The 25,772-nt window shown below is 58.1% G+C and carries 26 protein-coding genes; 12 read left to right on the top strand and 14 right to left on the bottom strand.

The features are described from left to right. The first annotated feature begins 34 nt into the window (after positions 1–34). The 3 genes from SHIM_RS17695 to SHIM_RS17685 all read left to right on the top strand — a co-directional run bounded on the left by SHIM_RS17695 (position 35) and on the right by SHIM_RS17685 (position 3,182). The gene (locus tag SHIM_RS17695) at positions 35–862 is read left to right on the top strand and encodes an IclR family transcriptional regulator (RefSeq protein ID WP_054004021.1); all 828 of its coding nucleotides are present in this window, start codon (positions 35–37) and stop codon (positions 860–862) included. Between the two features lie 84 nt (positions 863–946). After that, a complete protein-coding gene (locus SHIM_RS17690; protein ID WP_054004020.1) occupies positions 947–1,744 on the top strand; it encodes a phytanoyl-CoA dioxygenase family protein in 798 nt (265 codons plus the stop codon). Between the two features lie 124 nt (positions 1,745–1,868). Further along, positions 1,869–3,182, top strand: coding sequence for a calcium-binding protein (locus SHIM_RS17685; RefSeq protein ID WP_054004019.1), 1,314 nt, complete (start codon positions 1,869–1,871; stop codon positions 3,180–3,182). A gap of 77 nt (positions 3,183–3,259) precedes the next feature. Here SHIM_RS17685 and SHIM_RS17680 read toward each other — a convergent pair whose 3' ends face one another. Continuing rightward, complete coding sequence (locus tag SHIM_RS17680; protein ID WP_054004018.1) at positions 3,260–3,724, bottom strand: GatB/YqeY domain-containing protein; 465 nt, start codon at positions 3,722–3,724, stop codon at positions 3,260–3,262. 199 nt (positions 3,725–3,923) lie between these two features. On the opposite strand from SHIM_RS17680, the gene carA reads away from it, so the two are divergent. The 3 genes from carA (at position 3,924) to SHIM_RS20445 (ending at position 7,070) form a co-directional block, all read left to right on the top strand. Next, complete coding sequence (carA, locus tag SHIM_RS17675; RefSeq protein ID WP_054004017.1) at positions 3,924–5,081, top strand: glutamine-hydrolyzing carbamoyl-phosphate synthase small subunit; 1,158 nt, start codon at positions 3,924–3,926, stop codon at positions 5,079–5,081. 75 nt (positions 5,082–5,156) lie between these two features. After that, the gene (locus SHIM_RS17670) at positions 5,157–6,893 is read left to right on the top strand and encodes a glycosyltransferase (RefSeq protein WP_054004016.1); all 1,737 of its coding nucleotides are present in this window, start codon (positions 5,157–5,159) and stop codon (positions 6,891–6,893) included. A 9-nt stretch (positions 6,894–6,902) separates the two neighbouring features. Beyond that, positions 6,903–7,070 carry a hypothetical protein gene (locus tag SHIM_RS20445; protein WP_193749954.1) on the top strand — a complete coding sequence of 56 codons (168 nt, stop codon included), beginning with the start codon at positions 6,903–6,905 and terminating at the stop codon, positions 7,068–7,070. Here the strand turns inward: SHIM_RS20445 and SHIM_RS17665 are convergent, their stop codons facing one another. Continuing rightward, complete coding sequence (locus tag SHIM_RS17665; RefSeq protein ID WP_054004015.1) at positions 7,071–7,709, bottom strand: GntR family transcriptional regulator; 639 nt, start codon at positions 7,707–7,709, stop codon at positions 7,071–7,073. A 101-nt stretch (positions 7,710–7,810) separates the two neighbouring features. On the opposite strand from SHIM_RS17665, the gene SHIM_RS17660 reads away from it, so the two are divergent. The 4 genes from SHIM_RS17660 to SHIM_RS17645 all read left to right on the top strand — a co-directional run bounded on the left by SHIM_RS17660 (position 7,811) and on the right by SHIM_RS17645 (position 10,765). Continuing rightward, positions 7,811–8,455 (top strand): pyrimidine 5'-nucleotidase, encoded by a 645-nt coding sequence (locus tag SHIM_RS17660; protein WP_054004014.1) that lies wholly within the window; start codon positions 7,811–7,813, stop codon positions 8,453–8,455. A gap of 136 nt (positions 8,456–8,591) precedes the next feature. After that, complete coding sequence (locus SHIM_RS17655; RefSeq protein WP_054004013.1) at positions 8,592–8,771, top strand: hypothetical protein; 180 nt, start codon at positions 8,592–8,594, stop codon at positions 8,769–8,771. 74 nt (positions 8,772–8,845) lie between these two features. Beyond that, positions 8,846–10,057: a UbiH/UbiF family hydroxylase gene (locus tag SHIM_RS17650; protein WP_054004143.1), complete on the top strand. Its 1,212-nt coding sequence runs from the start codon at positions 8,846–8,848 to the stop codon at positions 10,055–10,057. Positions 10,058–10,060: 3 nt separating this feature from the next. Next, the gene (locus SHIM_RS17645; protein WP_054004012.1) at positions 10,061–10,765 is read left to right on the top strand and encodes a M50 family metallopeptidase; all 705 of its coding nucleotides are present in this window, start codon (positions 10,061–10,063) and stop codon (positions 10,763–10,765) included. Here SHIM_RS17645 and SHIM_RS17640 read toward each other — a convergent pair. From SHIM_RS17640 to SHIM_RS17625, 4 genes are all read right to left on the bottom strand, one after another. Beyond that, the gene (locus SHIM_RS17640) at positions 10,762–11,886 is read right to left on the bottom strand and encodes an aminotransferase class V-fold PLP-dependent enzyme (RefSeq protein ID WP_054004011.1); all 1,125 of its coding nucleotides are present in this window, start codon (positions 11,884–11,886) and stop codon (positions 10,762–10,764) included. The genes SHIM_RS17645 and SHIM_RS17640 overlap by 4 nt on opposite strands. Before the next feature lie 98 nt (positions 11,887–11,984). Beyond that, positions 11,985–12,719, bottom strand: coding sequence for a GGDEF domain-containing protein (locus tag SHIM_RS17635; RefSeq protein ID WP_054004010.1), 735 nt, complete (start codon positions 12,717–12,719; stop codon positions 11,985–11,987). 74 nt (positions 12,720–12,793) lie between these two features. Then, a complete protein-coding gene (locus SHIM_RS17630) occupies positions 12,794–13,252 on the bottom strand; it encodes an Lrp/AsnC family transcriptional regulator (RefSeq protein WP_054004009.1) in 459 nt (152 codons plus the stop codon). Next, positions 13,249–13,704, bottom strand: coding sequence for an Lrp/AsnC family transcriptional regulator (locus SHIM_RS17625; RefSeq protein ID WP_054004142.1), 456 nt, complete (start codon positions 13,702–13,704; stop codon positions 13,249–13,251). The genes SHIM_RS17630 and SHIM_RS17625 overlap by 4 nt, the downstream gene beginning before the upstream one ends. A 142-nt stretch (positions 13,705–13,846) precedes the next feature. Between SHIM_RS17625 and ilvC the strand changes: the two genes are divergently transcribed. Continuing rightward, positions 13,847–14,869: a ketol-acid reductoisomerase gene (gene ilvC / locus SHIM_RS17620; RefSeq protein WP_054004008.1), complete on the top strand. Its 1,023-nt coding sequence runs from the start codon at positions 13,847–13,849 to the stop codon at positions 14,867–14,869. Positions 14,870–14,920: 51 nt separating this feature from the next. On the opposite strand, the gene SHIM_RS17615 is transcribed toward ilvC, so the two are convergent. Beyond that, positions 14,921–15,373 carry an SRPBCC domain-containing protein gene (locus tag SHIM_RS17615; protein WP_054004007.1) on the bottom strand — a complete coding sequence of 151 codons (453 nt, stop codon included), beginning with the start codon at positions 15,371–15,373 and terminating at the stop codon, positions 14,921–14,923. Then, on the bottom strand, positions 15,370–15,684 hold the full coding sequence (locus SHIM_RS17610; RefSeq protein WP_054004006.1) for an ArsR/SmtB family transcription factor: 315 nt from the start codon (positions 15,682–15,684) through the stop codon (positions 15,370–15,372). The genes SHIM_RS17615 and SHIM_RS17610 overlap by 4 nt, the downstream gene beginning before the upstream one ends. 98 nt (positions 15,685–15,782) lie before the next feature. Here SHIM_RS17610 and SHIM_RS17605 point away from each other — a divergent pair, with 98 nt between their 5' ends. Then, positions 15,783–16,703: a DMT family transporter gene (locus tag SHIM_RS17605; protein WP_054004005.1), complete on the top strand. Its 921-nt coding sequence runs from the start codon at positions 15,783–15,785 to the stop codon at positions 16,701–16,703. Here SHIM_RS17605 and glmM read toward each other — a convergent pair. From glmM to glyS, 6 genes are all read right to left on the bottom strand, one after another. Beyond that, on the bottom strand, positions 16,700–18,046 hold the full coding sequence (gene glmM / locus SHIM_RS17600) for a phosphoglucosamine mutase (protein ID WP_054004004.1): 1,347 nt from the start codon (positions 18,044–18,046) through the stop codon (positions 16,700–16,702). The two genes, SHIM_RS17605 and glmM, sit on opposite strands and share 4 nt — an antisense overlap. Beyond that, positions 18,036–19,055 carry a dihydropteroate synthase gene (gene folP, locus SHIM_RS17595; protein WP_054004003.1) on the bottom strand — a complete coding sequence of 340 codons (1,020 nt, stop codon included), beginning with the start codon at positions 19,053–19,055 and terminating at the stop codon, positions 18,036–18,038. The genes glmM and folP overlap by 11 nt, the downstream gene beginning before the upstream one ends. Positions 19,056–19,093: 38 nt before the next feature. Beyond that, positions 19,094–20,026 (bottom strand): dihydroneopterin aldolase, encoded by a 933-nt coding sequence (locus SHIM_RS17590; RefSeq protein WP_054004002.1) that lies wholly within the window; start codon positions 20,024–20,026, stop codon positions 19,094–19,096. 148 nt (positions 20,027–20,174) lie between these two features. Next, positions 20,175–20,816: a cell wall hydrolase gene (locus SHIM_RS17585; RefSeq protein ID WP_054004001.1), complete on the bottom strand. Its 642-nt coding sequence runs from the start codon at positions 20,814–20,816 to the stop codon at positions 20,175–20,177. Positions 20,817–20,966: 150 nt separating this feature from the next. Further along, positions 20,967–23,507: a putative PEP-binding protein gene (locus SHIM_RS17580; RefSeq protein ID WP_054004000.1), complete on the bottom strand. Its 2,541-nt coding sequence runs from the start codon at positions 23,505–23,507 to the stop codon at positions 20,967–20,969. Positions 23,508–23,588: 81 nt separating this feature from the next. After that, positions 23,589–25,772, bottom strand: a 2,184-nt coding sequence (gene glyS / locus SHIM_RS17575; protein WP_152926598.1) for a glycine--tRNA ligase subunit beta, incomplete at its 5' end; no start/stop codon positions are given.

Raw genomic sequence — 25,772 nt, 5'->3', positions numbered from 1 at the left:
TAGAAATTCCACGATGCGGAAATAAGAAGACGCCATGAGAAAACGCACCCAAAACACCAGCGAACCGACGACGGCGCCCGAAAACGATCGCCAGTTTGTCACCGCCCTCTCACGCGGCCTCGAAGTCTTGCGCGCATTCAAACCCTCGGATCGTGCCGGCTTGTCCAACCGCGAGCTCGCCGAACGCACCGGCCTGCCGAATTCGACAATTTCGCGGTTGACGTACACGCTGATGACCACAGGTTATCTGCTCTATAATGAGACAACAGGGCGCTACAACATCGGCGTTCCGGTGCTCGGCCTCGGTTTTTCGCTTTTGGGCGCCATGCCCATGCGCGACGCAGCCAAGGATCTAATGCAGGACCTCGCCGACTACGCCGGTGACGGCGTACAAGTGGCGCTTGGCGCGCGCGATGGCCCCACCGTGACATACCTTGCTTGCGCGCGTGCGACCAACGGGGTGGTTTCGCTGCAACTGGGCGTCGGGTCCCGCATTTCACTTGCACGCTCCGCGATGGGTCGGGCGTATATCGCCGGCTGCATTGGGGAAGAAAAAGACGAAATACTCGACCTGCTTGCCGCTTATTATGGCCCGCAGGACTGGCCTGAAACGCTCGATGGTATCAACGCAGCCGCCGAGCAAATCACCCATAAAGGTTTTTACGCCAACTACGGAGATTGGCACGACGGCGTGCATTCTTTGGCGGTTCCTTTCCCCGTGCGCGATGAAGGTTCGCCCAATCTGGCCTTCAACCTTGGCGGACCCGCGCATTTCCTCCCCAAAGAGCGGATGGAAAACGACCTTGGCCCGCGCCTGATGTCGATGGCGCAAAGTCTGCAACGCCACAATTCCGCGTTCTAAATCCCAAGATCGGCCAAACCGCCAATTGACCTTGCGCCTGACTGGGCGCAAGCTGCGCGCCGCATGGGATGACAGGAGGCACATATGGTCACGGTTTCACAACAGGATATCGATACGTTTCAACGCGACGGCGTGGTGGTGATCCGCGGCCTGTTTGCCGACCATCTTGAGATCCTGCGTGCAGGTGTTTCGCGAAACATGGCCGCCCCCGGCCCCTATGCATCCGAGAACAGGAAAGACGGCGAAACCGGTCGCTTCTTTGATGACTACTGCAATTGGCAACGCATTCCCGAATTTCAGGATGTGATTAAAAACAGCGAAGCCGCGCAAGTGGCGGCCCAACTGATGCAGTCCTCCAGCGTGCAGCTGTTTCACGATCACGTGCTGGTCAAAGAGCCCGGCACTTCGATGGCCACGCCATGGCACACCGACGGGCCTTATTACTTTGTGCAAGGCAGCCAGACGCTCAGTTTCTGGTCGCCCCTTGATCCCGTGGACGAGGCCACGCTGCGGCTCGTGGCGGGGTCACATTTGTGGGAAAAGCCGGTGTTGCCCACCCGCTGGACCAGCGAAGAAAGCTTCTTTCCCAATGCCGATGACTACATTGCCGTGCCGGATCCGGACGCCGAGGACATGCGGGTCGTGGAATGGGCGATGCAGCCCGGCGATGCCATCGCCTTCAACTATCATGTCCTACATGGCGCACGCGGCAATCACGCCACCACCCGCCGTCGCGCGTTTTCCCTGCGCCTTTTGGGCGAAGACGCACGCTACACAACGCGTCCCGGCCCCACCTCTCCGCCTTTTCCCGGACACGACATGATCGAAGGCCAGAAACTGCGCGAAGACTGGTTTCCGGTGTTGATTCAAGAAAAAGGTTAATTGTCGCCATTCAGGAAACAGTTAATTTTTGGTTAAGGCATGCGTTGACTCTGAAGAGAATCTCGCCTCTTTCTTGACAGAATTACACCACTTCAATGTCACATTGCCATTTGGGGGCCATCAAATGCCTATTAGCCCACCCAGCGTTCCGACGCTCGAAAGCCTGTTTATCGCGCCGCCGGAGGTGACGGAACAAGAGATTGTCATCGCCGCAGGGCCTTATGATTTCAATGCGTTCTTTTCCGGATTGCTCGATCTGGTTTTTGACGAGGTCGTTCTTGCGATCGGAACCGGAGGAGATGAAACCGTAACCGTTACGGACGGACGCGTTGTCTTTATTGCCGGGGATGGCAACGACATGCTGAACGGCGGCAGCCAAACAGACATCGCCTTTGGCGATGACGGGGACGACACGTTGTATGGAAACGGCGGGTCCGATCTTTTGATTGGCGAGCACGGCAACGACGCCATTGACGGTGGATCGGGCATTGACGCCCTGTTCGGTGGCTTTGGCGCAGACACCATTTACGGCGGCAGCGGCTCTGACTTCATTGACGGCGGCAACGGCAATGATCAGCTTTATGGGAACAACGGCCATGACATCATCCTAGGCGGTGCTGGCAACGATTGGGTCAGCGGCGGCAGCGGCCATGACGTCATCGGAGGCCAAAGCGGCCGCGATAACATCCGGGGTGGTTTCGGCAACGACTCGATCTTCGGCGGCACTGGTTCGGATACTATTCGCGGCGACAATGGGTCCGACGTTCTGGTTGGCGGCGAAGGCAACGATCGGATGTACGGCGGCAACGGCGCTGACATTGTATCGGGCGGCGACGGCAATGATCTTGTTCGTGGCGGGCGCGGCGACGACACCCTGATGGGTGGCGAAGGCAATGATCGCCTGTATGGCAACGACGAGAATGATCAGTTGTTTGGCGAGGATGGCGACGACTTCCTCTCCGGTGGCAACGGCAATGACCTTTTGAACGGCGGCAACGGCGATGACACCGGCTTTGGCGGCGCGGGTAACGATACTTTGCGCGGCGGCAACGGCAACGACGCGCTGAATGGCGGCGACGGCGACGACAACATCTACGCCCAGAACGGCGATGATTACATTACAGGCGGCAGCGGCGCTGACGTGCTGTTTGGAGGTCGCGGCGAAGACACCATCCGCGGCGGTGTTGGCGACGATACATTGCTTGGCGGCGCGGATGCGGACCAATTTGTGTTCTTTGACAGCGTCGATAACGGGCTCGACACCATCCTTGATTTTGAGGACGGGGTGGACCTGATCCGCATCGACAGCGACACCACGGGCTATTCTGTGACCGACACCGCCGACGGCGCATTGGTTGAAATGGACAACGGCATCACTTTCCTTTTGTCCGGCATTGCTGCCACAGACATTTCGGACGACGACTTCCTCTTCGTCTGACCTACTCACTCTACACGCCAATAGAAAAGGCCCGGAGCGCCACTGCACTCCGGGCCTTTTCTATGAATCTTCAGACCTTACTTGCTGAGCAGGTCTTTGACTTGCGGTCCCACCTTGCCAAAATCCATCTGGCCCGTGAATTTGGACTTAAGCGCGCCCATAACCTTGCCCATATCGCGAATTGACTCCGCGTTGACCTCGGATATTGCTGCTTCAACGGCAGCAACAACCTCGTCATCGCTCAACTGCTTGGGCAGGAACTCTTCGATCACCGGAATTTCATTCATCTCACGCTCCGCCAGATCAAGCCGCCCGCCCTCTTCATAGGTGCGTGCGCTTTCCTGACGTTGTTTGACCATCTTGGCCAGGATCGCCAATATTTCCGCGTCGTTGACGCCGCTTGCGTCCTCGCCTTCGCCACGCGCAGCGATGTCGCGATCTTTGATCGCCGCACTGATCAGCCGAAGGGTCGACAACCGCTCTGCTGCGCGGTCACGCATCGCCTGCTTCAGGGCTGCGGAAATTTGATCTCTCAAGGTCATGTACTTTGCCGTTCGCTGCCAAACATAAGATTGAGACACTATATAAAGTTGCCGCGACTCGCAACGTCGAAAGATTGCGCAAACATCACCATAAAAATAAGGGGGTTTACGCTATTTTCCGGCGGAAACACGCTTCACCTTGACGCCACCCGGCCCCCGACATAGTTTCCCGACAATTTGTCAGCCGGAGAGTCGCGCCATGGCCCATAAAGCCCCATCCCACCCGACCGCATGCCTTGCCCTTGCTGATGGAACCCTGTTTTACGGGCGCGGATTTGGCGCAACCGGCGACACCATCGCAGAGCTTTGCTTCAACACCGCCATGACCGGATATCAGGAAATTATGACTGACCCGTCATATGCGGGTCAGGTCGTCACGTTCACCTTCCCCCACATCGGCAACACCGGCGTTACACCCGAGGATGACGAGACCGCTGATCCGGTGGCGGCCGGCATGGTGGTGAAATGGGACCCAACTGAACCCAGCAACTGGCGCTCGGCGGGCACCCTGTCTGATTGGCTGGCTGCGCGTGGGCGCATCGCGATCGGCGGCATAGACACCCGTCGCCTGACCCGCGCCATCCGTCAACAAGGCGCGCCACACGTGGCACTGGCCCATGATCCTGATGGCAACTTTGACACTGCCGCTCTTGTCGCCAAGGCCCGCGCCTTTTCCGGCCTCGAAGGTGTCGATCTGGCCAAAGAAGTTACCTGTGCCCAGTCTTATCGTTGGAACGAGATGCGTTGGGCATGGCCGGACGGTTATGCGCGCCAAGAGGCTCCCAAGTACAAAGTTGTGGCCGTCGACTTCGGCGCCAAACGCAACATACTGCGCTGCTTGGCATCGGCTGGCTGCGACGTGACCGTATTGCCGGCAACCGCGACCGCCGAAGACGTTCTGGCGCACAACCCCGATGGTGTATTCCTGTCCAACGGTCCCGGCGATCCGGCGGCGACAGGTGCATACGCCGTGCCAATGATCAAGGATGTGCTCAAGGCCGATATTCCGGTCTTTGGCATCTGCCTCGGCCACCAGATGCTGGCGCTGGCACTCGGTGCCAAGACCGTGAAAATGAACCACGGTCACCACGGCGCCAACCATCCGGTCAAAGACCACGACACCGGCAAAGTTGAGATCACTTCGATGAACCATGGGTTTGCAGTTGATGCTCAAACGCTGCCAGCAGGCGTCGTCGAAAGCCATGTCTCGCTTTTTGACGGGTCCAACTGCGGTATCCGACTGGCGGACAAGCCGGTGTTTTCCGTCCAACACCACCCCGAGGCCAGCCCCGGCCCGCAGGACAGCTTTTACCTGTTTGAAAAATTTGCCGCCTATATGGCCGCACAGGCAGCTTGATCAAAGTAGCCAGTTAACCATTCATTAACCAAGCACCCCGCAGAATTGGACTGACAGTTCAACGGGGTGACGCAGATGAATGAGCCGCGACCCAATCTGGAGCCGCGACGACTTCCAACGCAAGATCTACCGCCCCTGCCACTGGGGCGAACGCTGGTGGAACGCGCTTGGATCACGCCTTGGCAGCTGTTCTTTGCGCTTCACCGGCAAAAACTCTGGGACGCCACCTTGCCCGAAATCCTGTTGTCACGCGGCTGGCTGTCGCGCGACCGCTATTGGCGACTGCATTCTGAACGCACGGGCATGCGTCTGATCAATCTGAACCGCCTTCCGCCTGAACCCGGCCTTTTCACTCTTCTGCCACCTGAGGTCTGCCTAAAACACAATATCCTGCCATGGCGCAGGTTGGAGGGGCGCGTCTGCCTTGCCACGGGAAGACCTGACCGTCTCGCCAAAGCGCGCCGAGACCTGCCGCTAAAGTATGCCAATGCGCCGGTTGTGATCGCCCCAGAGGATCAGGTCACCGACTTGATCGCGTGCCAATCCCGCCGCAGCCTGACGTCGTTGGCCGAGCATAAATTACACCCCCAATACAGCAGCCGCGGTTGGGATCGGCGTTCCATGACCCAAAAACTTGCACTCGCCTGTTTGTTGGTCGGCATTCTGATTTGGGCAGCACTTGCCACAAATACTTTCTTTCTGGCGGCAATGGCGTGGGCACTGATTTCTCTGGGTGCGGCCACTGCTCTGCGTATCGCCGCCATGATCGCATTCTTCCGCCGCTCGCCGCGGGCGCCTCCGCCAACTCACCACGCGCCCTTGCCACGCATTTCGGTCATGGTGCCACTTTTTAGGGAAAAAGAGATTGCCCAAGCGCTGATCCGCCGCCTGACCCGCCTCACCTATCCCCGTGCTTTGCTGGATGTGGTGTTGGTTCTGGAACAAAATGACACCCTCACCCATACAACGATCGCCCGCACTGCCCTGCCAAAGTGGATGCGCGTGGTTGTCGTGCCCGAAGGCACTGGCGTCACAACCAAACCGCGCGCCCTGAATTACGCGCTCGACTTTTGCAAAGGAGACATCATCGGCATTTGGGACGCCGAAGACGCCCCTGCCCCGGATCAGCTTGAACAGGTGGCCAATCACTTTGCGACGGCTCCGTCAGACGTGGCTTGCCTGCAAGGCATCCTTGATTACTACAATCCCCACACAAACTGGCTATCACGTTGTTTTACAATCGAATACGCAACGTGGTTTCGCATCATCCTACCTGGGCTGTCTCGCCTCAAACTCGCCATCCCTTTGGGGGGCACCACTCTATTTTTAAGACGACACGTAATCGAAGAGGTTGGCGGCTGGGACGCGCACAACGTCACCGAGGACGCTGATCTTGGCTACCGATTGGCCCGCTTTGGCTATCGCAGTGAATTGATCAACACAGTCACAATGGAAGAAGCCAATTGCCGCCCCGTCGCTTGGGTGCGGCAACGCTCACGCTGGCTCAAAGGGTTCATGGTCACCTATCTCGTGCACATGCGGACTCCCCTTGACCTTTGGCGTGACCTGGGCCCGCGCCAATTCTTTGGTTTCCAACTGGTTTTTCTCAGCACACTCAGCCAGTTCTTGCTCGCGCCATTGCTTTGGATGCTGTGGGGCGCGACATTCGGCCTTACCTCGCCAATGTGGCACGCAGGCCTTTCCAGCCCGCCCCTCTGGCTAAGTCTCGGCCTGATATTTGCGACCCTTTCAAACCTAAGTACGTGGATAACTGCGGCTGTGATAATCAACCGCAAAAGCCTGATAATCTGAGCGCCAACCATGGTGCTCTATTTTCCACTGGCCACACTTGCCGCCTTCAAGGCGCTCATCGAACTGGTCGTCGCCCCTTACTATTGGGACAAGACAGAACATGGCAAAACCGCCGAAGCCACTGATCTGGAGTATGGCGGCCACCCTGCACCCACAACGCACGCGGACTCCGGATGATCACCCGTCGTTTTCGGCTTTCAAACGGGTGACAAACGCAGTGCTGATATGGCGGCGCAACGCCTCATTCGCGCCGTCCTCATCACGCGCAGCGATCGCGTCAACAATCGCCTGGTGTTCCACAACCGTATCTTCACCCCGCCCTTCGGCAGCAATAGACGTGGTCGCCATCAACGCCATGGACCGATGCACAAGATCAAGCTGTTGCACCAGAAACCGGTTGTGGCTGGCCAGATGGATCTGCTTGTGAAACCGCCGATTGGACCGTGCCAGCGCCGACGGATCGTTCACTAACCTCTTATCGGCGGCCACCATATCCTGCAACACGCGCACTTCTTCCTTGGTCGCATGGCGCGCGGCCAATTGTGCAGCTAACCCTTCAAGTTCGGTGCGAACCACATACAACTCCGCCATCTGGTTGTGATCCAGTGAACTGACAATCAGACTGCGACCATCACGCGCCAGCAACGATTGGGTCTCCAACCTTTGCAACGCCTCACGGATCGGGGTTCGCGACACGCCAAACCGATCCGCCAGATCGCTTTCCACCAGCCGGTCACCCGGTTTGTATTCGCCCACATCGATCGCTTCCAGGATCAGGGAATAGGCATCTTTGTTGGGCCGCTGGCCTTGGGGCATGTCACTTGTCTCCGCGTCGCACTGCAGGCCAGACTACGCGCAACGACAATTGTTGCAACCCCGCCATTGCGCACGCGGGCCATTGCACGTAACAGACGAACATGCCCAAAGCCTCTTTTGCCCACGTCGACACATGGGTGTTTGACCTCGACAACACCCTCTACCCGCCGCAGATGCGCCTCTTCGACCAAATCGAAGTGCGCATGACCAACTACGTGATGACCGCTTTGGGTGTGGACCGCCCCACGGCTGATCAGATGCGCAAAGACTATTGGGCGCGCTACGGAACAACGCTCACCGGGCTGATGCGCGAACATGATGTGGACCCCGCGCCATACCTGCATGAGGTCCACGAGATTTCGCTGGATCACCTAAGCGCTGATTTGGCACTCGCCGCACATATCAAATCCCTGCCCGGCCAGTGCATCGTCTACACCAACGGCACCGCGCCCTATGCCAAGCGTGTGCTGGACGCCCGTGGCCTTGCCGGCCTGTTTGACGGCGTCTACGGCGTCGAGAACGCGGATTTCCTGCCCAAGCCGGAACGCGCCGCCTTTGAAACCGTGTTTGACAAGGCCAACGTCGAACCCACCCGCGCCGCCATGTTTGAGGATGACTTGCGCAACCTCAAAGTGCCGCACCAAATGGGCATGCGCACAGTGCACGTTGCGCCCGCAGATACTAAAGCGGATCATGTGCACCACCACACGGAAGACTTGACCGATTTTCTTGGCAAACTGACCTGATCGATGTCGGCGGGTTGTCGCCATTGCGACAAACTGACTGATCGCGCGTGGCGCGCTATCGCATAGGCAATTCCAACAGTCACTCGCTGTTAAAAACCGCCGCCGCCCTCAGGCCGCGAACAAGGGAATTTGCCCAATGGCCTCTTACGAACCCACATCCACCAAAACCCTCGTCGCGATCTACGCATTGGTTCTGCTCATCGTCGTGCTTTGGGGCACATCAATCGCGCTCTTTGGCATTCCCGGACTCTATATCCCTGCCGTCTGCGCCGTTCCTGTGATCGGGATCATCCTGCTCATGATTTCACGCGGATAACGGCAGCGGATGACACTACGCCCCCTTTAAAGCCCTCGCCGCCCGGCGTAATGTGGCCGCAGGAGGCCCCAAGCATGAGCACATCCCCCACTTCGGCGACTGTTGATATCCTGATCTCCGGCGGCGGCATCGCTGGCCTGACGGCTGCTGCCGCCTTTGGCAATGCCGGGTTTTCTGTGCAATGCGTCGATCCCACGCCGCCTGTCACCGAACGCGACGTTGCCGGAGCAGACCTGCGCACAACCGCGTTTTTACAACCAGCCCGCGCTCTGTTGGATCAAGCGGGTCTGTGGGACCGGCTGGCGCCTCATGCTGCAGCCTTGCAAGTCATGCGCATCGTCGATGCCGGCGGCGACCTGCCTGAACCACGCATCATCAAAAATTTCGACGCCGCGGACCTGTCAGACCAGCCCTTCGGGTGGAACCTGCCCAACTGGCTGCTGCGGCGCGAAATGTTGGCGCGTATCGACGACCTGCCTAACGTTGATTTGCGGCTGGGAACCGCGACGACCACGCTTTTCACCCGCACCAATGAGGCCCGCGTCGGTCTTTCGGACGGCAGCCAAGCCACCGCACGTTTGGTAATAGCAGCGGACGGTCGCAACTCCCCCATGCGTGAGGCAGCGCGCATCAAAGTAAACACAACCCGCTATGGTCAAAAAGCGTTGGCGCTGGCCGTCACTCACCCGATCCCACACGCCAATGTCTCCACAGAAATTCACCGCTCCGGCGGCCCCTTCACGTTGGTGCCATTGCCAGATTACAACGGAATGCCCTCCTCCGCTTTGGTCTGGATGGAGCGCAGCGCACGGGCTACCGAACTGTTCGAACTCGACGAGGCCACCTTTGAGGCCGAAATGACAGAGCGCAGCTGCGCGCTGTTTGGCCCGCTGAAACTTGCCTCACGCCGCACCATCTGGCCAATCATTTCACAGTCCGCCGAGCGTCTTCACGGCGAACGGCTCGCCCTTGTGGCCGAGGCCGCGCATGTTGTCCCTCCAATTGGCGCACAAGGGCTGAACATGAGCCTTGGCGACATGCGCGTGTTGCTTGATCTGGCGACGGCCAACCCGTCACAACTCGGCGACGCAACCATGCTTGAGACCTATCACCGCCGCCGCTTTGCCGAGGTGAAACTGCGGGTGCAGGGCATCGACATGCTCAACCGCGCCTCCATGGTCGAGGCCCGCCCGCTGCGCGACGCCCGCGCCATGGGGTTGAACGCGCTCTACTCGCTTGCCCCTGTGCGCAAGACCCTCATGCAAATGGGATTGGGTGTGCGATAAGGCATGCGCAAGCTCTGGACCTTCTTTTTGGGCCATTGGCAATTGCTGGGTCTGACGCTGGCTGTCGCGCTCTTGTGGCACACGGATTTCGTGCTGCCCTTGCGGCTCCTGACAGTCTTTCTCCACGAGCTTTCCCACGCGATCACGGTGCTCGCGACCGGTGGCGAAGTGCTCAGCCTCACACTTAGTCCCAACGAAGGCGGGCTGGTGATGGCCCGTGGCGGGAGCCGCTTCCTGTCGCTGTCCGCCGGCTATCTTGGATCTCTCGTGATCGGCTCAGCCCTATTTCTGATTGCCTTGCGCACGCATTGGGATCGGACCGTGGTTGGGCTCTTTGGCATTGCGACGCTGCTCGTTGCCGCGTTTTACGTGCGTGACCTGTTTGCGCTTGTGTTCGTGACAGGCACGGGTCTCGCCATGTTGGCAACTGCAAAGTATTTCAGCCTGCAAATCAACGACCTGATTTTGCGCACCATTGGGCTGACCAGTATGATTTATGCCCCTATCGACATCTTCGACGACACCATCGCCCGCGCGCACCTACGATCAGACGCACGTATGCTGGCCGAGGAATTTGGCGGCACCACGATGATGTGGGGCGGATTGTGGCTGTTGATCAGCCTTGCCGCAATTGGTCTAACCCTTCGGTTTGGATTGGTCCGCCCAAGCAACATCGCGCTGCGCGGACCGTATCTTCGCAGTCGTTAAAGAACCTCATCCAGCACGGTCTTCAACCGCGCTATGGTTCCGTCAACGTCATAAAGTTTATCCAGCCCAAAAAGGCCCAGACGGAAGGTCGTAAACCCGTCAGGCTCATCACAGGCCAACGGCACACCCGCTGCAATCTGCATGCCTTTGGCGGCAAACTTGCTGCCGTTCTGCACGCCCGGATCGCTGGTATAGCTTACGACAACGCCCGGCGCGCCAAAGCCGTCCGCCGCCACCGACGTCACACCTTTGTCGCGCAGCATCGCGCGCACGCCATCGCCAAGCGCCCATTGCGCATCACGCAACTTGCTAAAGCCATAGTCCCGCGTTTCCGCCATCGTATCTCGGAAAGCCCGCAACGCGTCCGTCGGCAGCGTCGCGTGATAGGCATGACCACCGTTTTCATAAGCCGCCATGATATCGCGCCATTTCTTCAGGTCGATTGCAAAGCTGTCTGACCGAGTGTTTTCCAGCCGTTCCAAAGCCTTATCCGACATCATCACCAAACCGGCCGAGGGGCTCGCGCTCCAACCTTTTTGCGGCGCGGAGCACAACACATCCACTCCCAGCGCCTTCATGTCGACCCAAACACAGCCCGACGCGATGCAATCAAGCACCATCAACGCCCCCACCTCATGGGCGGCAGCGGCCATCTGCGTGATGTAATCATCCGGCAAAATAACCCCGGCGCTGGTCTCCACATGCGGCGCAAAAACAACGTCCGGCTTTTCCTCGAGAATGCGCGCCACGACATCGGCAATCGGTGCCGGAGCAAACGGCGCGGTCACGTCGTTTCCGGCCTGACGTGCCTTCATCACCGTGCATTCGGCGGCAAACCCGCCGGTTTCAAAAATCTGGCTCCAGCGGTACGAAAACCAGCCATTGCGCACCACCAAAGTGCGTGCGCCGCGCGCAAACTGTCGCGCAACCGCTTCCATGCCATAGGTACCGCCACCGGGCACAAGCACCACGCCATCCGCGTTATACACCTCTTTTAGCATATCAGAGATATCGCGCATAACCTGTTGAAAAGTCGCGCTCATATGGTTCAAAGACCGGTCCGTAAAGACCACGGAAAATTCCTGTAATCCGTCAGGATCAACCACTGATGAATGGGCCATGGGCACTCTCCTTGCAAAGTTAAGGCCACCCTATGAGGGTGGCCAACAAAAGAAAACTGCGGTTTGTCGAAAAACTGCTTCAGCCCACAGAACGCGCCTCAGGCCACGTCTTCCATGGCATTGATATCGCCATCACTCCAGCTGACGACAATACGATCCCGCCCCCTGCTTTTGGCTTGAAGAAGCGCTTGATCTGCCGCCGTAATCGCAGTCTTCAAGTCGTTGATACTATCCATTCGCGCTGCGCCAATCGAGACGGTCACTTTCACCGGCTCTTCGGTGCCAATCGGTATCTTGCGGTTTTCGACAACGGCCCGCAGACGCTCCCCGATCGAGGCGCCGGTTGTCTCGTTCTGACGGTTTAGAAAGATCAGGAACTCTTCTCCACCAAAGCGACAAATCAGGTCCTCGCCGCGAATGTTACCCGCCAAAATCGTCGCCACGTCCCGCAGCACCGTATCCCCAACAAGATGCCCGTACGTGTCGTTTACGGATCTGAACCGATCCAAATCCACCATCAGGATCACACCCTGAACCGAGGGCCGCCGTTCCATCTCGGCAAAGAAAAACTCTCGACTCGCCACATTCGTCAATTTGTCGTGATTTTCCAGACGCTTCAGTTCACTCGATAACGCCTGAGATTTCTGCATCAGGTGCCCAAGGCTCCAAGAGATGCCAATCGTCAGCACGCTCGCCAGTAAGATCAAAACAGGCAAGCCGCTTACCCAGTCGTCGCGATCAGCCAAAACGCCAACCACGATGATCACACAGGCATTTACGAACAAGGTAACGGCGGCAACCTTGGTGAGAATTTCCCGTTTTTCCGCTTGCATACTGTTTGTCCCATTAGTTCTTGTGAACCGAATATCGCCAAGCCGTTAACGTTTGGTTTGCGGGATTCAAATCATCACAACAACGGTCCGGGACGGCGTTCTTCACTTAGCAAAACGTTGGCTTCCACATTACCGACGCCGGGCAATGTCATGACCCGCCGACGCAAAACCCGCTCAAAATCAGCAATATCGCGCGCCACCACCCGTAGGCGATAATCATACATGCCAAGCACATGCTCAATGGTCTGCACCTCTGGAATGGCACTGACGGCGCGCTCGAAATCCTCAAGACTTACCCGCCCTTTGGTGGCCAGCTTTACCCCCAGGAAAACGGTCACTCCGAAACCCAGTTTTTCACGATCCAGATCCAACTTGCGCCCGGCAATCGCCCCACTGTCCATCAGCCGCTTGATCCGTCGCCACGCCGCCGGCTGGCTCAATCCAAACTCCCGCCCCAGTGCGCCTGCATTTTGCGTGGCGTCTTCGGCCAGCGCCGCAAGCAAACCTCGATCAATGTCATCAAGTTCGATCATAGCGGCAGGCTTTCATCCGATTTGATCCGCGCCACATGCATCAATGATTCAATGTCCGCGATATGCGGCAGCGTCAGAATACGGCGGCGATAAACCTCCTGATAATGGCGCATATCTTTGGCAATCACCGACAAACGCACGTCCACTCGGCCCAGAAACGTTTGAATCTCTGTCACTTCGGCAATATCGCGCGCTGCCTCGATGAAATCGTCAAACGCGCGTGATTGCGTCTTGTCCAAAGTCACGCGCAACGACACCTCCACGGCGTACCCCAACGCCTGCCAGTCGATCACCGCGCGCTGACCGCGCAAAATCCCTGCTTCACGCAATTTGTCTAACCGGCGCGTCAACCGCGACACAGTGATGGTCAACCGATCCGCCAGATCCGGCAGAGATTGAGTCGGGTCGTCCTGCATATAGCGCAAGATGCGCCGATCGAGATCATCAAGCATGAAAAACCCACTATCATGTGACATGGCGAATGACTACGGGCAAAAATTAGGAAAAAACCAGCGTAGAACCGCTCGTTTTTACCCAAGTCCGGCCTATGCTCCCTCCAAAGACACACTGACACCAACAAGAGGAGCGCCCATCATGCGCGTTTACTACGATCGCGATTGCGACATTAACCTGATCAAAGACAAAAAAGTCGCCATTCTGGGCTACGGCTCCCAGGGCCACGCGCACGCGTTGAACCTGCGCGACTCTGGCGCGAAAAACCTTGTTGTTGCTCTGCGCGAAGGCTCTGCCTCTGCCAAGAAAGCCGAAGGCGAAGGCCTGACCGTGATGGGCATCGCCGAAGCCGCTGCTTGGTGTGACGTGATCATGTTCACCATGCCCGACGAACTTCAGGCTGAGACCTACAAGAAATACGTCCACGACAACATCAAGCCCGGCTCCGCAATCGCGTTTGCCCACGGCCTGAACGTGCACTTTGGCCTGATCGAGCCAAAAGAAGGCGTTGACGTGATCATGATGGCGCCAAAAGGCCCGGGTCACACCGTTCGCGGTGAATACACCAAAGGCGGCGGCGTGCCATGCCTTGTTGCTGTTGACCACGACGCGTCCGGCAAAGCGCTGGAAATCGGCCTGTCTTACTGCTCCGCCATCGGCGGCGGCCGCTCCGGCATCATCGAAACCAACTTCCGCGAAGAATGCGAAACCGACCTGTTCGGCGAACAAGCTGTTCTCTGCGGCGGTCTGGTTGAACTGATCCGCTGTGGTTTCGAAACTCTGGTCGAAGCTGGTTACGCGCCTGAAATGGCCTATTTCGAGTGCCTGCACGAAGTGAAACTGATCGTTGACCTGATCTATGAAGGCGGCATTGCCAACATGGACTACTCGATCTCCAACACTGCGGAATACGGCCAGTACGTCACCGGCCCACGTATCCTGAACTACGACGAAACCAAAGCGCGGATGAAAGATGTTCTGACTGACATCCAGCAAGGTAAATTCGTGCGTGACTTCATGCTGGAAAACGCTGTTGGACAACCGACAATCAAAGCGTCCCGTCGTGCCAACGACGAGCACATGATCGAGGCAACCGGCGCCAAACTGCGCGGCATGATGCCATGGATTTCCGCCGGCAAAATGGTCGACAAAGAAAAGAACTGATCTCCCCGATCAGACTGGAATGGGGCGCCTCCGGGTGCCCCTTTTTTGTGGCTACTTTGCGCAAGCGACAAAGCGTTCACCAAACACAATGTCCCAGCCTTTGTTGTAATTGCCGCGCATGTCCTCCGCCTTGTCTTTCCAAGACTCCCAACCAGAATGAGTGAGTGTCACGCGACATTCACCAGCGCCTTGATCTTCAAAAACCACCGAAACCCGCGTTGACGTGTCCGCGCCGGACCCGGGGTGCCAGGTAATCGTCAATCGATCTCCAGGTACATATTCCAATACCCTGCCCCAATCCGTCCGCGTCCCGTCATGCATGGTTTCATAAACTGCGCCTCCCACATCAGGTTCGATTGTGATAGCAAGCGCCGCCTTGCCGGAACCTGCAGAAACGGAGTGATTATCCAGAGGCCACCAACGCGAAGTTTCGCGTGCAAAAACATCGAACGCCTTTGCCGCTCCGCATTTCACGACAACAGTTTTAACAATTGGATCAGTCATTCCAGCCCTGCCTTTCTGCTTTCAATTTCACTCGCAAAATCACTCAAAACATCCTCCCACAGCCTGTCCAAATAGGCGCGCACCTCGGTCAGCCCTGCACGCCGCACCGCATAAATATTGGACCGGCCTTTGGGTTGCATCGTGACCAGACCAGCGTCTGTCAGCACTTTCAGATGCTGCGACACAGCTGGCCGACTAACGGGCACTTTGCGTGCCAGAACACCTACAGATTGCGGACATTGCGACAGAGCCTCAAACAAGGCGCGCCTAGTTGGGTCTGCAAGTGCGGAAAAAATCAATTCGTAAGCCATGACTTACGGTAAGTGAAGGCTTACATATTGTCAAAACCCGTTTGACCCGCCCCCCTCGGCACCGCTAACTGCTGGCACGAATATTTGGTCGAGTTTTGATGTCAAACCCCCCGCTCCCAACACCCACAGCGCAAAGCTGGTTGATGATTCTGTTGCTCGGCCTTGTTTGGGGCGGAACCTTCATGGTCATGGCCATCGCGCTCGAAGATTATCCCCCGCTGACGGTCGCTTGCGCGCGCACAGTGATGGGCGCGCTGGGGTTGCTGGCGCTGCTGCCTCTCACAGGGCGCAAAATTCCAACGCTTACGCCGGGGTTGCTTTCGAGCATCACATGGATCGGCTTGTTCTCCACCGCCATCCCCTTTGTGCTGCTCAGCTGGGGCATCTCGCATGTCGCTTCGGCATTTGCCGGCGTTTCCATGGCGGCTGTGCCTTTGTTTGTCCTGCCGCTGGCGCATTTCTTTTCTGATGAAAAAATGATCCCCCGCCGCCTTGTTGGTGTTCTGGTCGGCTTTTCCGGCGCGCTTGTATTGATCGGCCCCGGCCTTGCGGCCATCGGCACCGGCGCCGAACCACTCGCGCAAATCGCCTGCCTCGCAGCCGCACTATGTTACGCCATTTCCTCAACCCTCACACGCCGTTGCCCGCCGATCGATCCATTGGTGCTTGCGGCGCTAACGCTGCTTATCGGCGCCATCCCTTTGGTGCCTCTAATGCTGATCGTGGACGGCATACCAACTTGGCAAGGCGCACGAACCGGCACGGCCATCCTCTTCCTCGGCCTGATCCCAACCGCCGCCGCAACACTTTTGCGGGTTACGGTGATCCAAACCGCGGGCTCTGTCTTTATGACATTGGTCAATTATCAGGTGCCGATATGGTCAATGATCTTTGGCGCAGTTGTCCTGTCAGAAGACCTGCCATTCCGCTTTTTCATTGCTCTCGCGCTGGTACTGACCGGCCTTGCCGTCAGCCAATGGAACAGCCTTCGCGGTCTTTTTGGCAGTCGCAGCTCTTAGGTCACTGCTGTTTTTACGGCAACCACCACACTGTCGACCGTGCGCTCCAGCAATTGCGCGTCTTCGCATTCCGCCATCACGCGGATCAAGGGCTCAGTGCCGGACTTGCGGATCAACAGCCGACCTGCGCCTTGAAGGGCGCTCTCAGCGCTGGCAATTGCCGCTTGCACAGCTTGGGTCTCAAGTGGCGCCTGTCCCTCTCCGTAACGCACGTTCTTGAGCATCTGCGGCACGGTTTCAAACACACGTGCCAACTCTGAGGCTCTTTTGCCGGTTTCCACCATCGCGGCCACGAACTGCAACCCTGCCATCAACCCGTCGCCAGTGGTGGCATAATCCGTCATCACGATATGGCCTGACTGTTCCCCGCCAAGGTTGAACCCGCCCTTGCGCATGGCTTCAACCACATACCGATCGCCCACTGCGGTGCGTTCTAGGCGCAGGCCTTTGCCGTCCAAAAATTTCTCCAGCCCGAGATTAGACATCACCGTCGCCACCAACGCACCGCCCTTAAGCTGGCCGCTTTCCGCCCAACGCGCCGCCAACAGGCCCATGATCTGATCCCCATCCGCCACTCGGCCGGTTTCGTCGATGATCATCACGCGATCCGCGTCCCCATCCAGGCAGATGCCCACATCCGCCCCATGGGAAACAACTGTCTCAGAGGCCGTGGTTGGGTGCGTAGACCCGCAGTTTTCATTGATATTCAACCCGTTCGGCGACACGCCAACAGGGATCACCTCGGCGCCAAGTTCCCACAACGCCTCAGGCGCTGCGCGATAAGCCGCGCCATTGGCGCAGTCCACGACAACCTTGATGCCAGAAAGCGGCAAAGCCCTTGGCAATGAGCTTTTGACCCGCTCGATATAGCGGAACCGGCCATCATCAATCCGCGTGGCGCGGCCAATGTTGTTGGCCTGTGCCGGCTCAACACCGCTTTCAATCAGCTTTTCAATCTCAAGCTCAGCTTCATCAGACAACTTGAACCCGTCCGGCCCAAAAAACTTGATGCCGTTGTCCTGCGCAGGATTGTGGCTGGCGGAAATCATCACCCCCAGATCGGCGCGCATACTAGTGGTCAAAAGACCCACCGCCGGCGTCGGTACCGGCCCGAGCAGAAACACGTTCATTCCAGTGGAGGTCAGCCCCGCAGTCAGCGCGTTCTCAAACATATAGCCGGAAAGCCGCGTGTCCTTGCCAATCACCACCCGGTGCTGGTTGGTGCCATCGTTGCGAAAATACCGCCCCACCGCGGTGCCAATGCGCAGCGCCATTTCGGCGGTCATCGGATAGGTGTTTGCTGTGCCCCGAACCCCGTCGGTGCCAAAGAATTTACGCGTCATCAAAATCTCCTGTCGTCACGGCCCACCAAAGGCCCAGCGCCTGCGCGGTCTCGGCCACGTCATGCACCCGTACAATTTGAACGCCTTGCGCCACCGCTTCAAGCGCGACGGCAATAGAACCGGGCGCGCGGTCACTGGCAAGCGGCGCCTTGCCGATCGTCCCGACAAATCTTTTGCGCGACGCACCTAACAAAACTGGACACCCCAGGCTGTGGAAAAGGCTGATCCGGCCCAACAGGGCAAGGTTATGAGGCAACGTCTTGCCAAAACCGATACCGGGGTCCACGATGATCTGAGTGCGCACAATGCCGAGCGCCACAAGGGCCTCAACTTGTGTTTCAAGAAAGTCATAAACATCCAACAATACATTGTCGTACTGCGGATCAGCTTGCATCGTCTGCGGATCCCCCTGCGCGTGCATCACGCACACCGGCACGGCTTTCTCTGCCGCCAATGGCGCCAAAGCAGGGTCAAAAGTAAATCCGGCCACGTCATTGATCAACGACGCGCCCGCCTTCAACGCCGCTGCCGCGACAACAGCCTTGCGGGTATCAATGCTGATTGGCACATCGCTCTCTGCTCGGATCTCGGCAATCGCCGGAGCAGTGCGTGCGATTTCCGCGTCTACCACCACCTCCTGCGCGCCGGGCCGCGTGCTTTCGCCGCCCACATCAATGATGGTCGCGCCTGCGTCAATCATGCGTGTGGCATGCACCCGTGCCGCTTCGGCGCCTTCGTGCTGCCCGCCATCGGAAAAACTGTCCGGCGTTACGTTGAGGATGCCCATGATTTGAGGCCTCAACATATCGAGGCCTGCCACAGCTGCACGCGGCACTGACATGCGCGCCAAAACAGCCTCTGGCACCTCGTCAATGGACACGACACGCGGCGCCTGCCCACGTTCGAGAATTTCGACATGAGAGTACCAGCACCATCCACCGGCAAGCGTCAACGCTGTGTCAGGTCGGGCGGCATCGGTTTGCGGGATCGCGCGAAAATAGGTCGTCATGATGGTTCAATGAGGCCAAACGCGGCAAAACTCAAGGCTCAGAGCGTCCGTTGATCCAGCGCCACCGCCCGCACAGGCACGTCGCCCGCTACGGGGGCCGCCTCACCGATCACGCAAAGCTGAAGCGCCTCCATTTCGGCGGCAAACCATTGCCCGAGAGCAAGGCCATCTGCCTGCGCCACAGCGTCCGGCCCTTCTACAGAATCCAAGACAATTTTTGACGGCGCCCAAACACAGATCTGCCCGTTTTTCATTGCCCAATCGAGCTCGGTGCGCGTCGCAACGACAACACAGCGCTCGTCCCGCGCCGCCAAACACCAGGCATTTTGTTCAATCGCCAGCAAATCAATCCGTCGTTGGGTCATAACATGGCCCGTCTGCGTAACATCGATATCCGGCATGCCCACGCAAAAAATCAAAGGCGCACCTTGCGCCTCAAGCTGATCGATCCAGCCGGTCAGATGCTCGGCGGCAATTGCTGCATTAGACACATAAACCACGCGCGGATGCGGTGCGGCTTCTTCTTCGATCTCTTCCACTGGTGCCAGATGCGCCGCGCGGCTGCGCACAATCTCGACACCCAAGGCACCGGGGCCGCGATCGAGCTTCTCAATGCGCACAAATACCCGCATCGCCTGTGGTTCCAGCAAAATGCGATCCGCAACCCGCGCCGCCAGCGTTTCCAAAAGATTCAACCGTTCCGCCGCCAACTCAAAAGCAATCGCTTCGGTTACGCGGTCATAAGACAGGATGCGATCCACGTCGTCGTCAACCGGCGCTGAAATCGGGCGCACTTCAACCACAACATTGAAACACACACGTTGCGTCGTGCCACGCTCCGCTTGGAACGCGCCGATCTCAACTTCGACAATGTGGTCGCGCAAGGAAATCCGGTCCAACGGCGCGCCATCAGCCATGGCTTCCGAGCGCTCGGATGGATGTTCAAACGCTAGGCGAATTTCGTTGGTCATGACGCCGCTCCCAATGTTCTCTTTGGCCCTGCCAAACTACAGTCCGGGCGCGGCCATAACAGAGCCGCAGGCGGCACGCCATAGCTTAAAGGCGTCACTCCAACCCAAGCTACCGGACCGCCGGACTGATATTTCAAAAAATCTCGTTTTAGTTTTGGGTCAGGCGTGTGGGCATCCGGTAAAAGTGATGCACCCCGATGGTGGTCGTCCGTGGAAACGTTCGCGACCAACGCGGGTTCACCGCTTTGGTGTGGTAGTGCGTGGCGCCATCCGTCAATCCGCGCGGCGCACCATCCAGTGACATATGCGCAACCTTCACCACACGTTCATAAGCGTCTTTTTCGTGGATGCGGTTGGTGACGCCGTCACAGTTGTACGTGAACTGACACTGATATTTACGACCCGACGCCGTGCCCTGGTTGATCACACCACAAACGGTGTCAGGAAAGCTGCCATGCTCGGCACGGTTCATGATGACTTCGGCCACCGCAAACTGCCCTTTTACACTTTCGCCACGCGCCTCAAAGTAAAGCGCTTCCGCCAGACAAACCACCGCGTCACTACGGAGCTTGGTTTCGACCTTAGGCAAGCTGTCAACAAACGCACGGCTATAAGTGATCTTGGTTGGCGCTTTCTTCCTCGGGGCAAAAATTTCCCGAAGCGACTTTCCGTCAAAAAGCACAATCGTCTTTGGCTGTTCAGCGCCATCTTTACCGGTCGCCGACGTGTCAGCAGCAGCAAAGGACGCCGACAAAGTCGCCGCCAAAATGGCAGTAATTACGGTCCGCATATCAACCTCACAGAATTAAAATGCGGATAGCCCCCCGCATAGCAACGCGAGCTGTATTAGCGCAAAATGCGAAAATGGTAAACATTTGGACTGTTTCCGGTAAATGGCGAAATGAACTCGCCCCACCAAGAACCACCTAAACGCTTGTCTTTACTCTATTTTGTCAAGAATTGCCAACTGAGCCGCCGCCAATCGCGCCACCGGCACCCGGAACGGCGAACACGACACATAGTCCATCCCGATGGTCCGACAGAAGGCAATCGATTCGGGTGAGCCGCCATGCTCGCCACAAACCGACAATGTCAGGTCAGGCCGCGCCTTGCGACCGCGTTCTGCGCCAAGTCGCAGCAATTCGCCCACGCCTTCCTGATCCAACGTGTGAAACGGATCCTCGGGAAAGACCCCCTGCTGCACATAAGGCGACATGAACCGCCCGGCATCATCGCGTGACAACCCATATGTCATCTGCGTCAAATCGTTGGTCCCGAAGCTGAAGAATTCGCAATGCTGCGCAATGTCTTCTGCGCGCAACGCCGCGCGCGGTGTCTCCACCATCACACCAAGACGATAATCAAAGTCGCGCCCGCGTTCCGTGCGTACTGCTGCGGCCACGGCATCAATGCGGGTTTTTACTAGTTCCACCTCGCGCTTGGCCGAAACAAGCGGGATCATGATTTCCGAAACAACCGGCTCATTCTCGCCCGCAGCATCCAGCATCGCCTCAAAAATCGCCCGCGCCTGCATATCAAGGATTTCCGGCACAGTGATACCCAACCGCACGCCACGCATGCCCAGCATCGGGTTGTATTCACCAAGCTCCTCAACGCGCAGCGTGACATCGCTCAGCGGCAGGTTCAGCGCTTCGGCCAAATCGCGCAAACCCGCGCGGTCGGTGGGCAAAAATTCATGCAAAGGCGGGTCAAACAGACGAATGCACACAGGCCGCTCGCCCATAATCGTGAACAGTTCAACAAACATCTCGCGCTGCATCGGCAACAATGCCTGCAGCGCAACACTGCGCCCCTCGGGATCATCCGCAAAAATGACTTCCCGCATTGCAATCAACTGATCCGCCTCAAAGAACATATGCTCCGTGCGCGCCAAACCGATGCCCTCGGCCTGAAAGACCAACGCCGTGCGGGCATCCGCCGGCGTGTCCGCATTGGCCCGCACGCCAATGTCGCGGCTCTCATCAGCCCAACTCATCAGCGTTTGGAAACTCTCATCAAGCGTTGCTTCCATCATCAGCGGCTCACCAGCCAGAACCTGCCCGTTGGTGCCATCGACGGTGATCACGTCGCCTTCGTGAAACACCCGCCCGTCTTGCGCCAGCAGTCGTTTCTTGGACGTTTGAAATCGAAGGCTCGACGCCCCGACAACACAAGGCAGCCCCAATCCCCGCGCGATCACTGCCGCGTGGCTGGTCATACCGCCCCGCTCGGTGAGTGCTCCGTTCGCCGCGTGCATGCCGCGAATATCCTCTGGGTTGGTTTCCCGACGCACCAGAATACAGGCTTCCCCACGGGCTTGGCTGGCCTGCGCTTCGGCAGCCGTAAAGACTATTTTGCCAGTTGCCGCGCCGGGACTGGCGCCAATACCGTCGCCGATCATGTCGCGCTCAGCCGCAGGATCCACCTGCCTGTGCAACAATTCATTCAACGCCCTCGGTTCAATCCGCATCACCGCTTCCTGCTGCGGAATAACCCCGTCCTGCGCCAACGACACTGCGATCCGCACCGCAGCCCGCGCTGTCCGGCTGACGCGTACGCCATCCAAAATATGGATCACACCGTCTTCCAGCGTGAATTCAATCTGCATTTCCTCGCGCAGCTTGACCCGCATGAGGGCCGCGTATTCCTGAAGTTTGGCGTAAACCTCAGGGGCATGTTCTTCCAGCGACGGCCCACGATCATCCGCCTGCAGGAAAAGCGCCTCAGCGCCTGTTTGCATCGCATCGCGCCCTTGGGATTGGCTCAAATAACGTCCTGTGATCTGCGGATAGCCGCTGCCGCTGTCCACCAACTGCAACACGCCAGATCCGCTTTCACCATTGCCGACGCCCAACGCCAGCGACTGGATCACCAGCCCCAGACCGGCATCCGCAGGTGCGCCTTTGGCTTGGCGCAACAGGCGCGCAGTTGTGCCTTCCCATGCACGTGCCATCGACTTCAGCACGCCGGCCAGTTGCACATTGCGATCCTGCGGAAATTCTTCTTCGGCCTCATCCTCATAGGCATCCAGATAATCCTGCAACGCGCCCGCACTGCGCGGATCAATGTCATCAAAGATGTCCGGATCAAGTCGCGCCACATGGGTCGAATAGGACTGAATGAACTTCAAATATAGACGCGTCGCCGTCTCCTCACCGATCTCGTCAGACAAGGCCGCATGACGCCCCGCGTTCATACCGATGTTGAGGATCGCGCCGGGTCCTCCCCAATCCGGATCTTCCGAACTGGGCCGCACACACAACAACTGACCATCCTCAAACGTCGTGGAAATATCCGCGATGTCCGGCGTCTCTCCTGCGGCGATCTGATGCACCGCCCCAAATGACAGCGCAACAGTGGCCGGCACCGGCAAGTCCAGCCGCACCAGACGCTGCAAACACTTTGCCCGCCCGCCATGGGTGGCAACTGCCACCGGCGCCTTTGGTGTAATCAGGGTGATGTCAGGATCGTTCTGCTGCACTGCGGCACCTCGCTTTGAGAGCGCAGAATACGCTGGAAAGCCAGCGAGGCAAGCCTTTGCTGCCCCGCTGCGACTTAAGTGTCAGCCTTCGATGTGCGTCAAATCCGCCGCCTGTAGGCAGATGCCGCGAATGCGAGACAACAGGTTCAGACGATTGCGGCGCACCACTTCGTTGTCGCTGTTGACCTGTACAGCTTCAAAGAACGCATCAATCGGCGCGCGCAGAGAGGCCATGGTGCCCATGGCTGACGCGAAATCCTCGGTCTCGATGGCCGCAGAGATCGCCGCTTCTGCACTATCCAGTGCGGCAAACAGAGCCTTCTCTGTATCGTCCTCGGCAAATTTCACATCCGCGCCATAGGAATATTCGACGCCGTCTTTTTCTTCGGCTTGGCTCAGAATGTTGTTGGCCCGCTTAAAGCCCTGCAACAGGTTCTCGCCGTCCTCGGTCGACATGAAATCCTGCAACGCCCGCGCGCGACCCACCAAAAGCGTCAGATCATCGTTGCCCGGCATCGCAATGCAGGCATCAATCACGTCGTGGCGAATGCCCTGATCGCGCAAATAAACCTTCAAACGGTCGTGGAAGAACGACAACAAATCGCCTGACGTATCAGGCAGGCTGTCCCGAAGGGTTTCAATATGCTTGGGCAACTCGCCATCCACAGCGGCTTTGACCGTGTGAAACACCGCCCCCAAAACGCCGTGCTCGGCGATTTCGTTCTGCAAATCCTTGGCCAGCACATCAGTCAGCAAATCGTCTTCGCTCTGATGCGCTTCATGGCGCAGCAACTGGTGCTCAAAATGTGCATCCAGTTTCAACCGCAACCCATTTTCAAGAATCAACCGGATCACTCCCAGCGCGGCGCGGCGCAATGCAAACGGGTCTTTCGAGCCCGTCGGCTTCTCGTCAATCGCCCAAAATCCTGTCAGCGTGTCCAGCTTATCCGCCAGCGCGACTGCCACCGACACAGGTGCGCTTGGCACAACATCAGACGGTCCCAGCGGTGAGTAATGCTCCTCAGCCGCGGCGGCGACTTCTGCCGGATGACCTGCAGTCTCGGCATAATACCGCCCCATCAAGCCCTGCAGTTCCGGGAATTCATACACCATTTCAGAACTCAGATCCGCCTTGGCCCAGCGCGCGGCGGTGTCCGCCAGAACCACGTCAGCCTTTGCCACCGGTGCCAATTCCGCCGCCAGCGACGCCACGCGACCAATCCGGTCGCCTTGGCTGCCCAGCTTGTTGTGGAACGTTACATACTCAAGGCTGTCCAGCCACTCCGCCGCGCCTGTCTTGGCCACGCGCCCATCGTTTTCCCAAAAGAACTTCGCATCTGACAGACGTGCAAACAGAACCTTCTGGTTCCCCGCCAAAATGGTTTTGCCACTGTCCGCAGTTTCGCGATTGGCCACGGTGATAAACTTCTCAATCCGGCCGGTCTTAGGGTTCTTCACAGAAAAGAACTTCTGATGCTCTTTCATCGAGGTCTGCAACACTTCGGGCGGCAACCCAAGGAAATCCTCGGCAATATCGCCCATCAACACCACTGGCCACTCCACCAGACCGGCAACCTCTGCCAGCAGGCCTTTGTCTTCAACAACTTCCATGCGCTGTGCAAAGGCCATGTTGGTCGCTTCTGACCAGATCGTCTCGGCGCGGTCTTCGGCGTTCAGAATTACGCGGTCACGCTTGAGCTTGGCTTCATAATCCTCAAACCCGTGCACGACAAACCGGCCGCTGCCCATAAAGCGGTGGCCTTCGGTGGTGTCACCGGATGTGATACCATCGATGTCCATTGCCACCACCTCGTGGCCCTCTTCTGAGGACAGCACGCACAGAATCGAATGCAACGGACGCACCCAACGCAGGCTGCCCGTGCCCCAACGCATGGACTTGGGCCAAGGGAAGTTGCGGATCGCATCTTCCAACACCTCCGCCACGATCTCAGCAGCAGGACGGCCCGGCTTGGTGATCGTTGCGAAATACACCGCGCCTTTCGGGGTGTCGCGTTCTTCCAACGCGTCGCGCGCCACACCTGCACCACGCAAAAAACCTTCTAGGGCTTTTTCAGGCGCGCCAACTTTGGGGCCTTTGCGCTCTTCTTTGATGGTCGGGCTTTCTGCCAACAGGTCTTCAAGTGCCAGCGTCAAGCGCCGCGGCGTCGAAAACGCCTGCGCGCCGCCATAGGTCAAACCGGCCTCCACCAAACCGTCTGTGACCTTTTTCTTCAGGTCATCAGCGGCCCGAGCCTGCATGCGCGC

The organism is Shimia sp. SK013, from assembly GCF_001292625.1.
In the GTDB taxonomy this organism is placed as follows: domain Bacteria; phylum Pseudomonadota; class Alphaproteobacteria; order Rhodobacterales; family Rhodobacteraceae; genus Shimia.
Note: the sequence above shows the minus strand (reverse complement) of the source record. Positions and strands in the feature narration are given on the sequence as shown.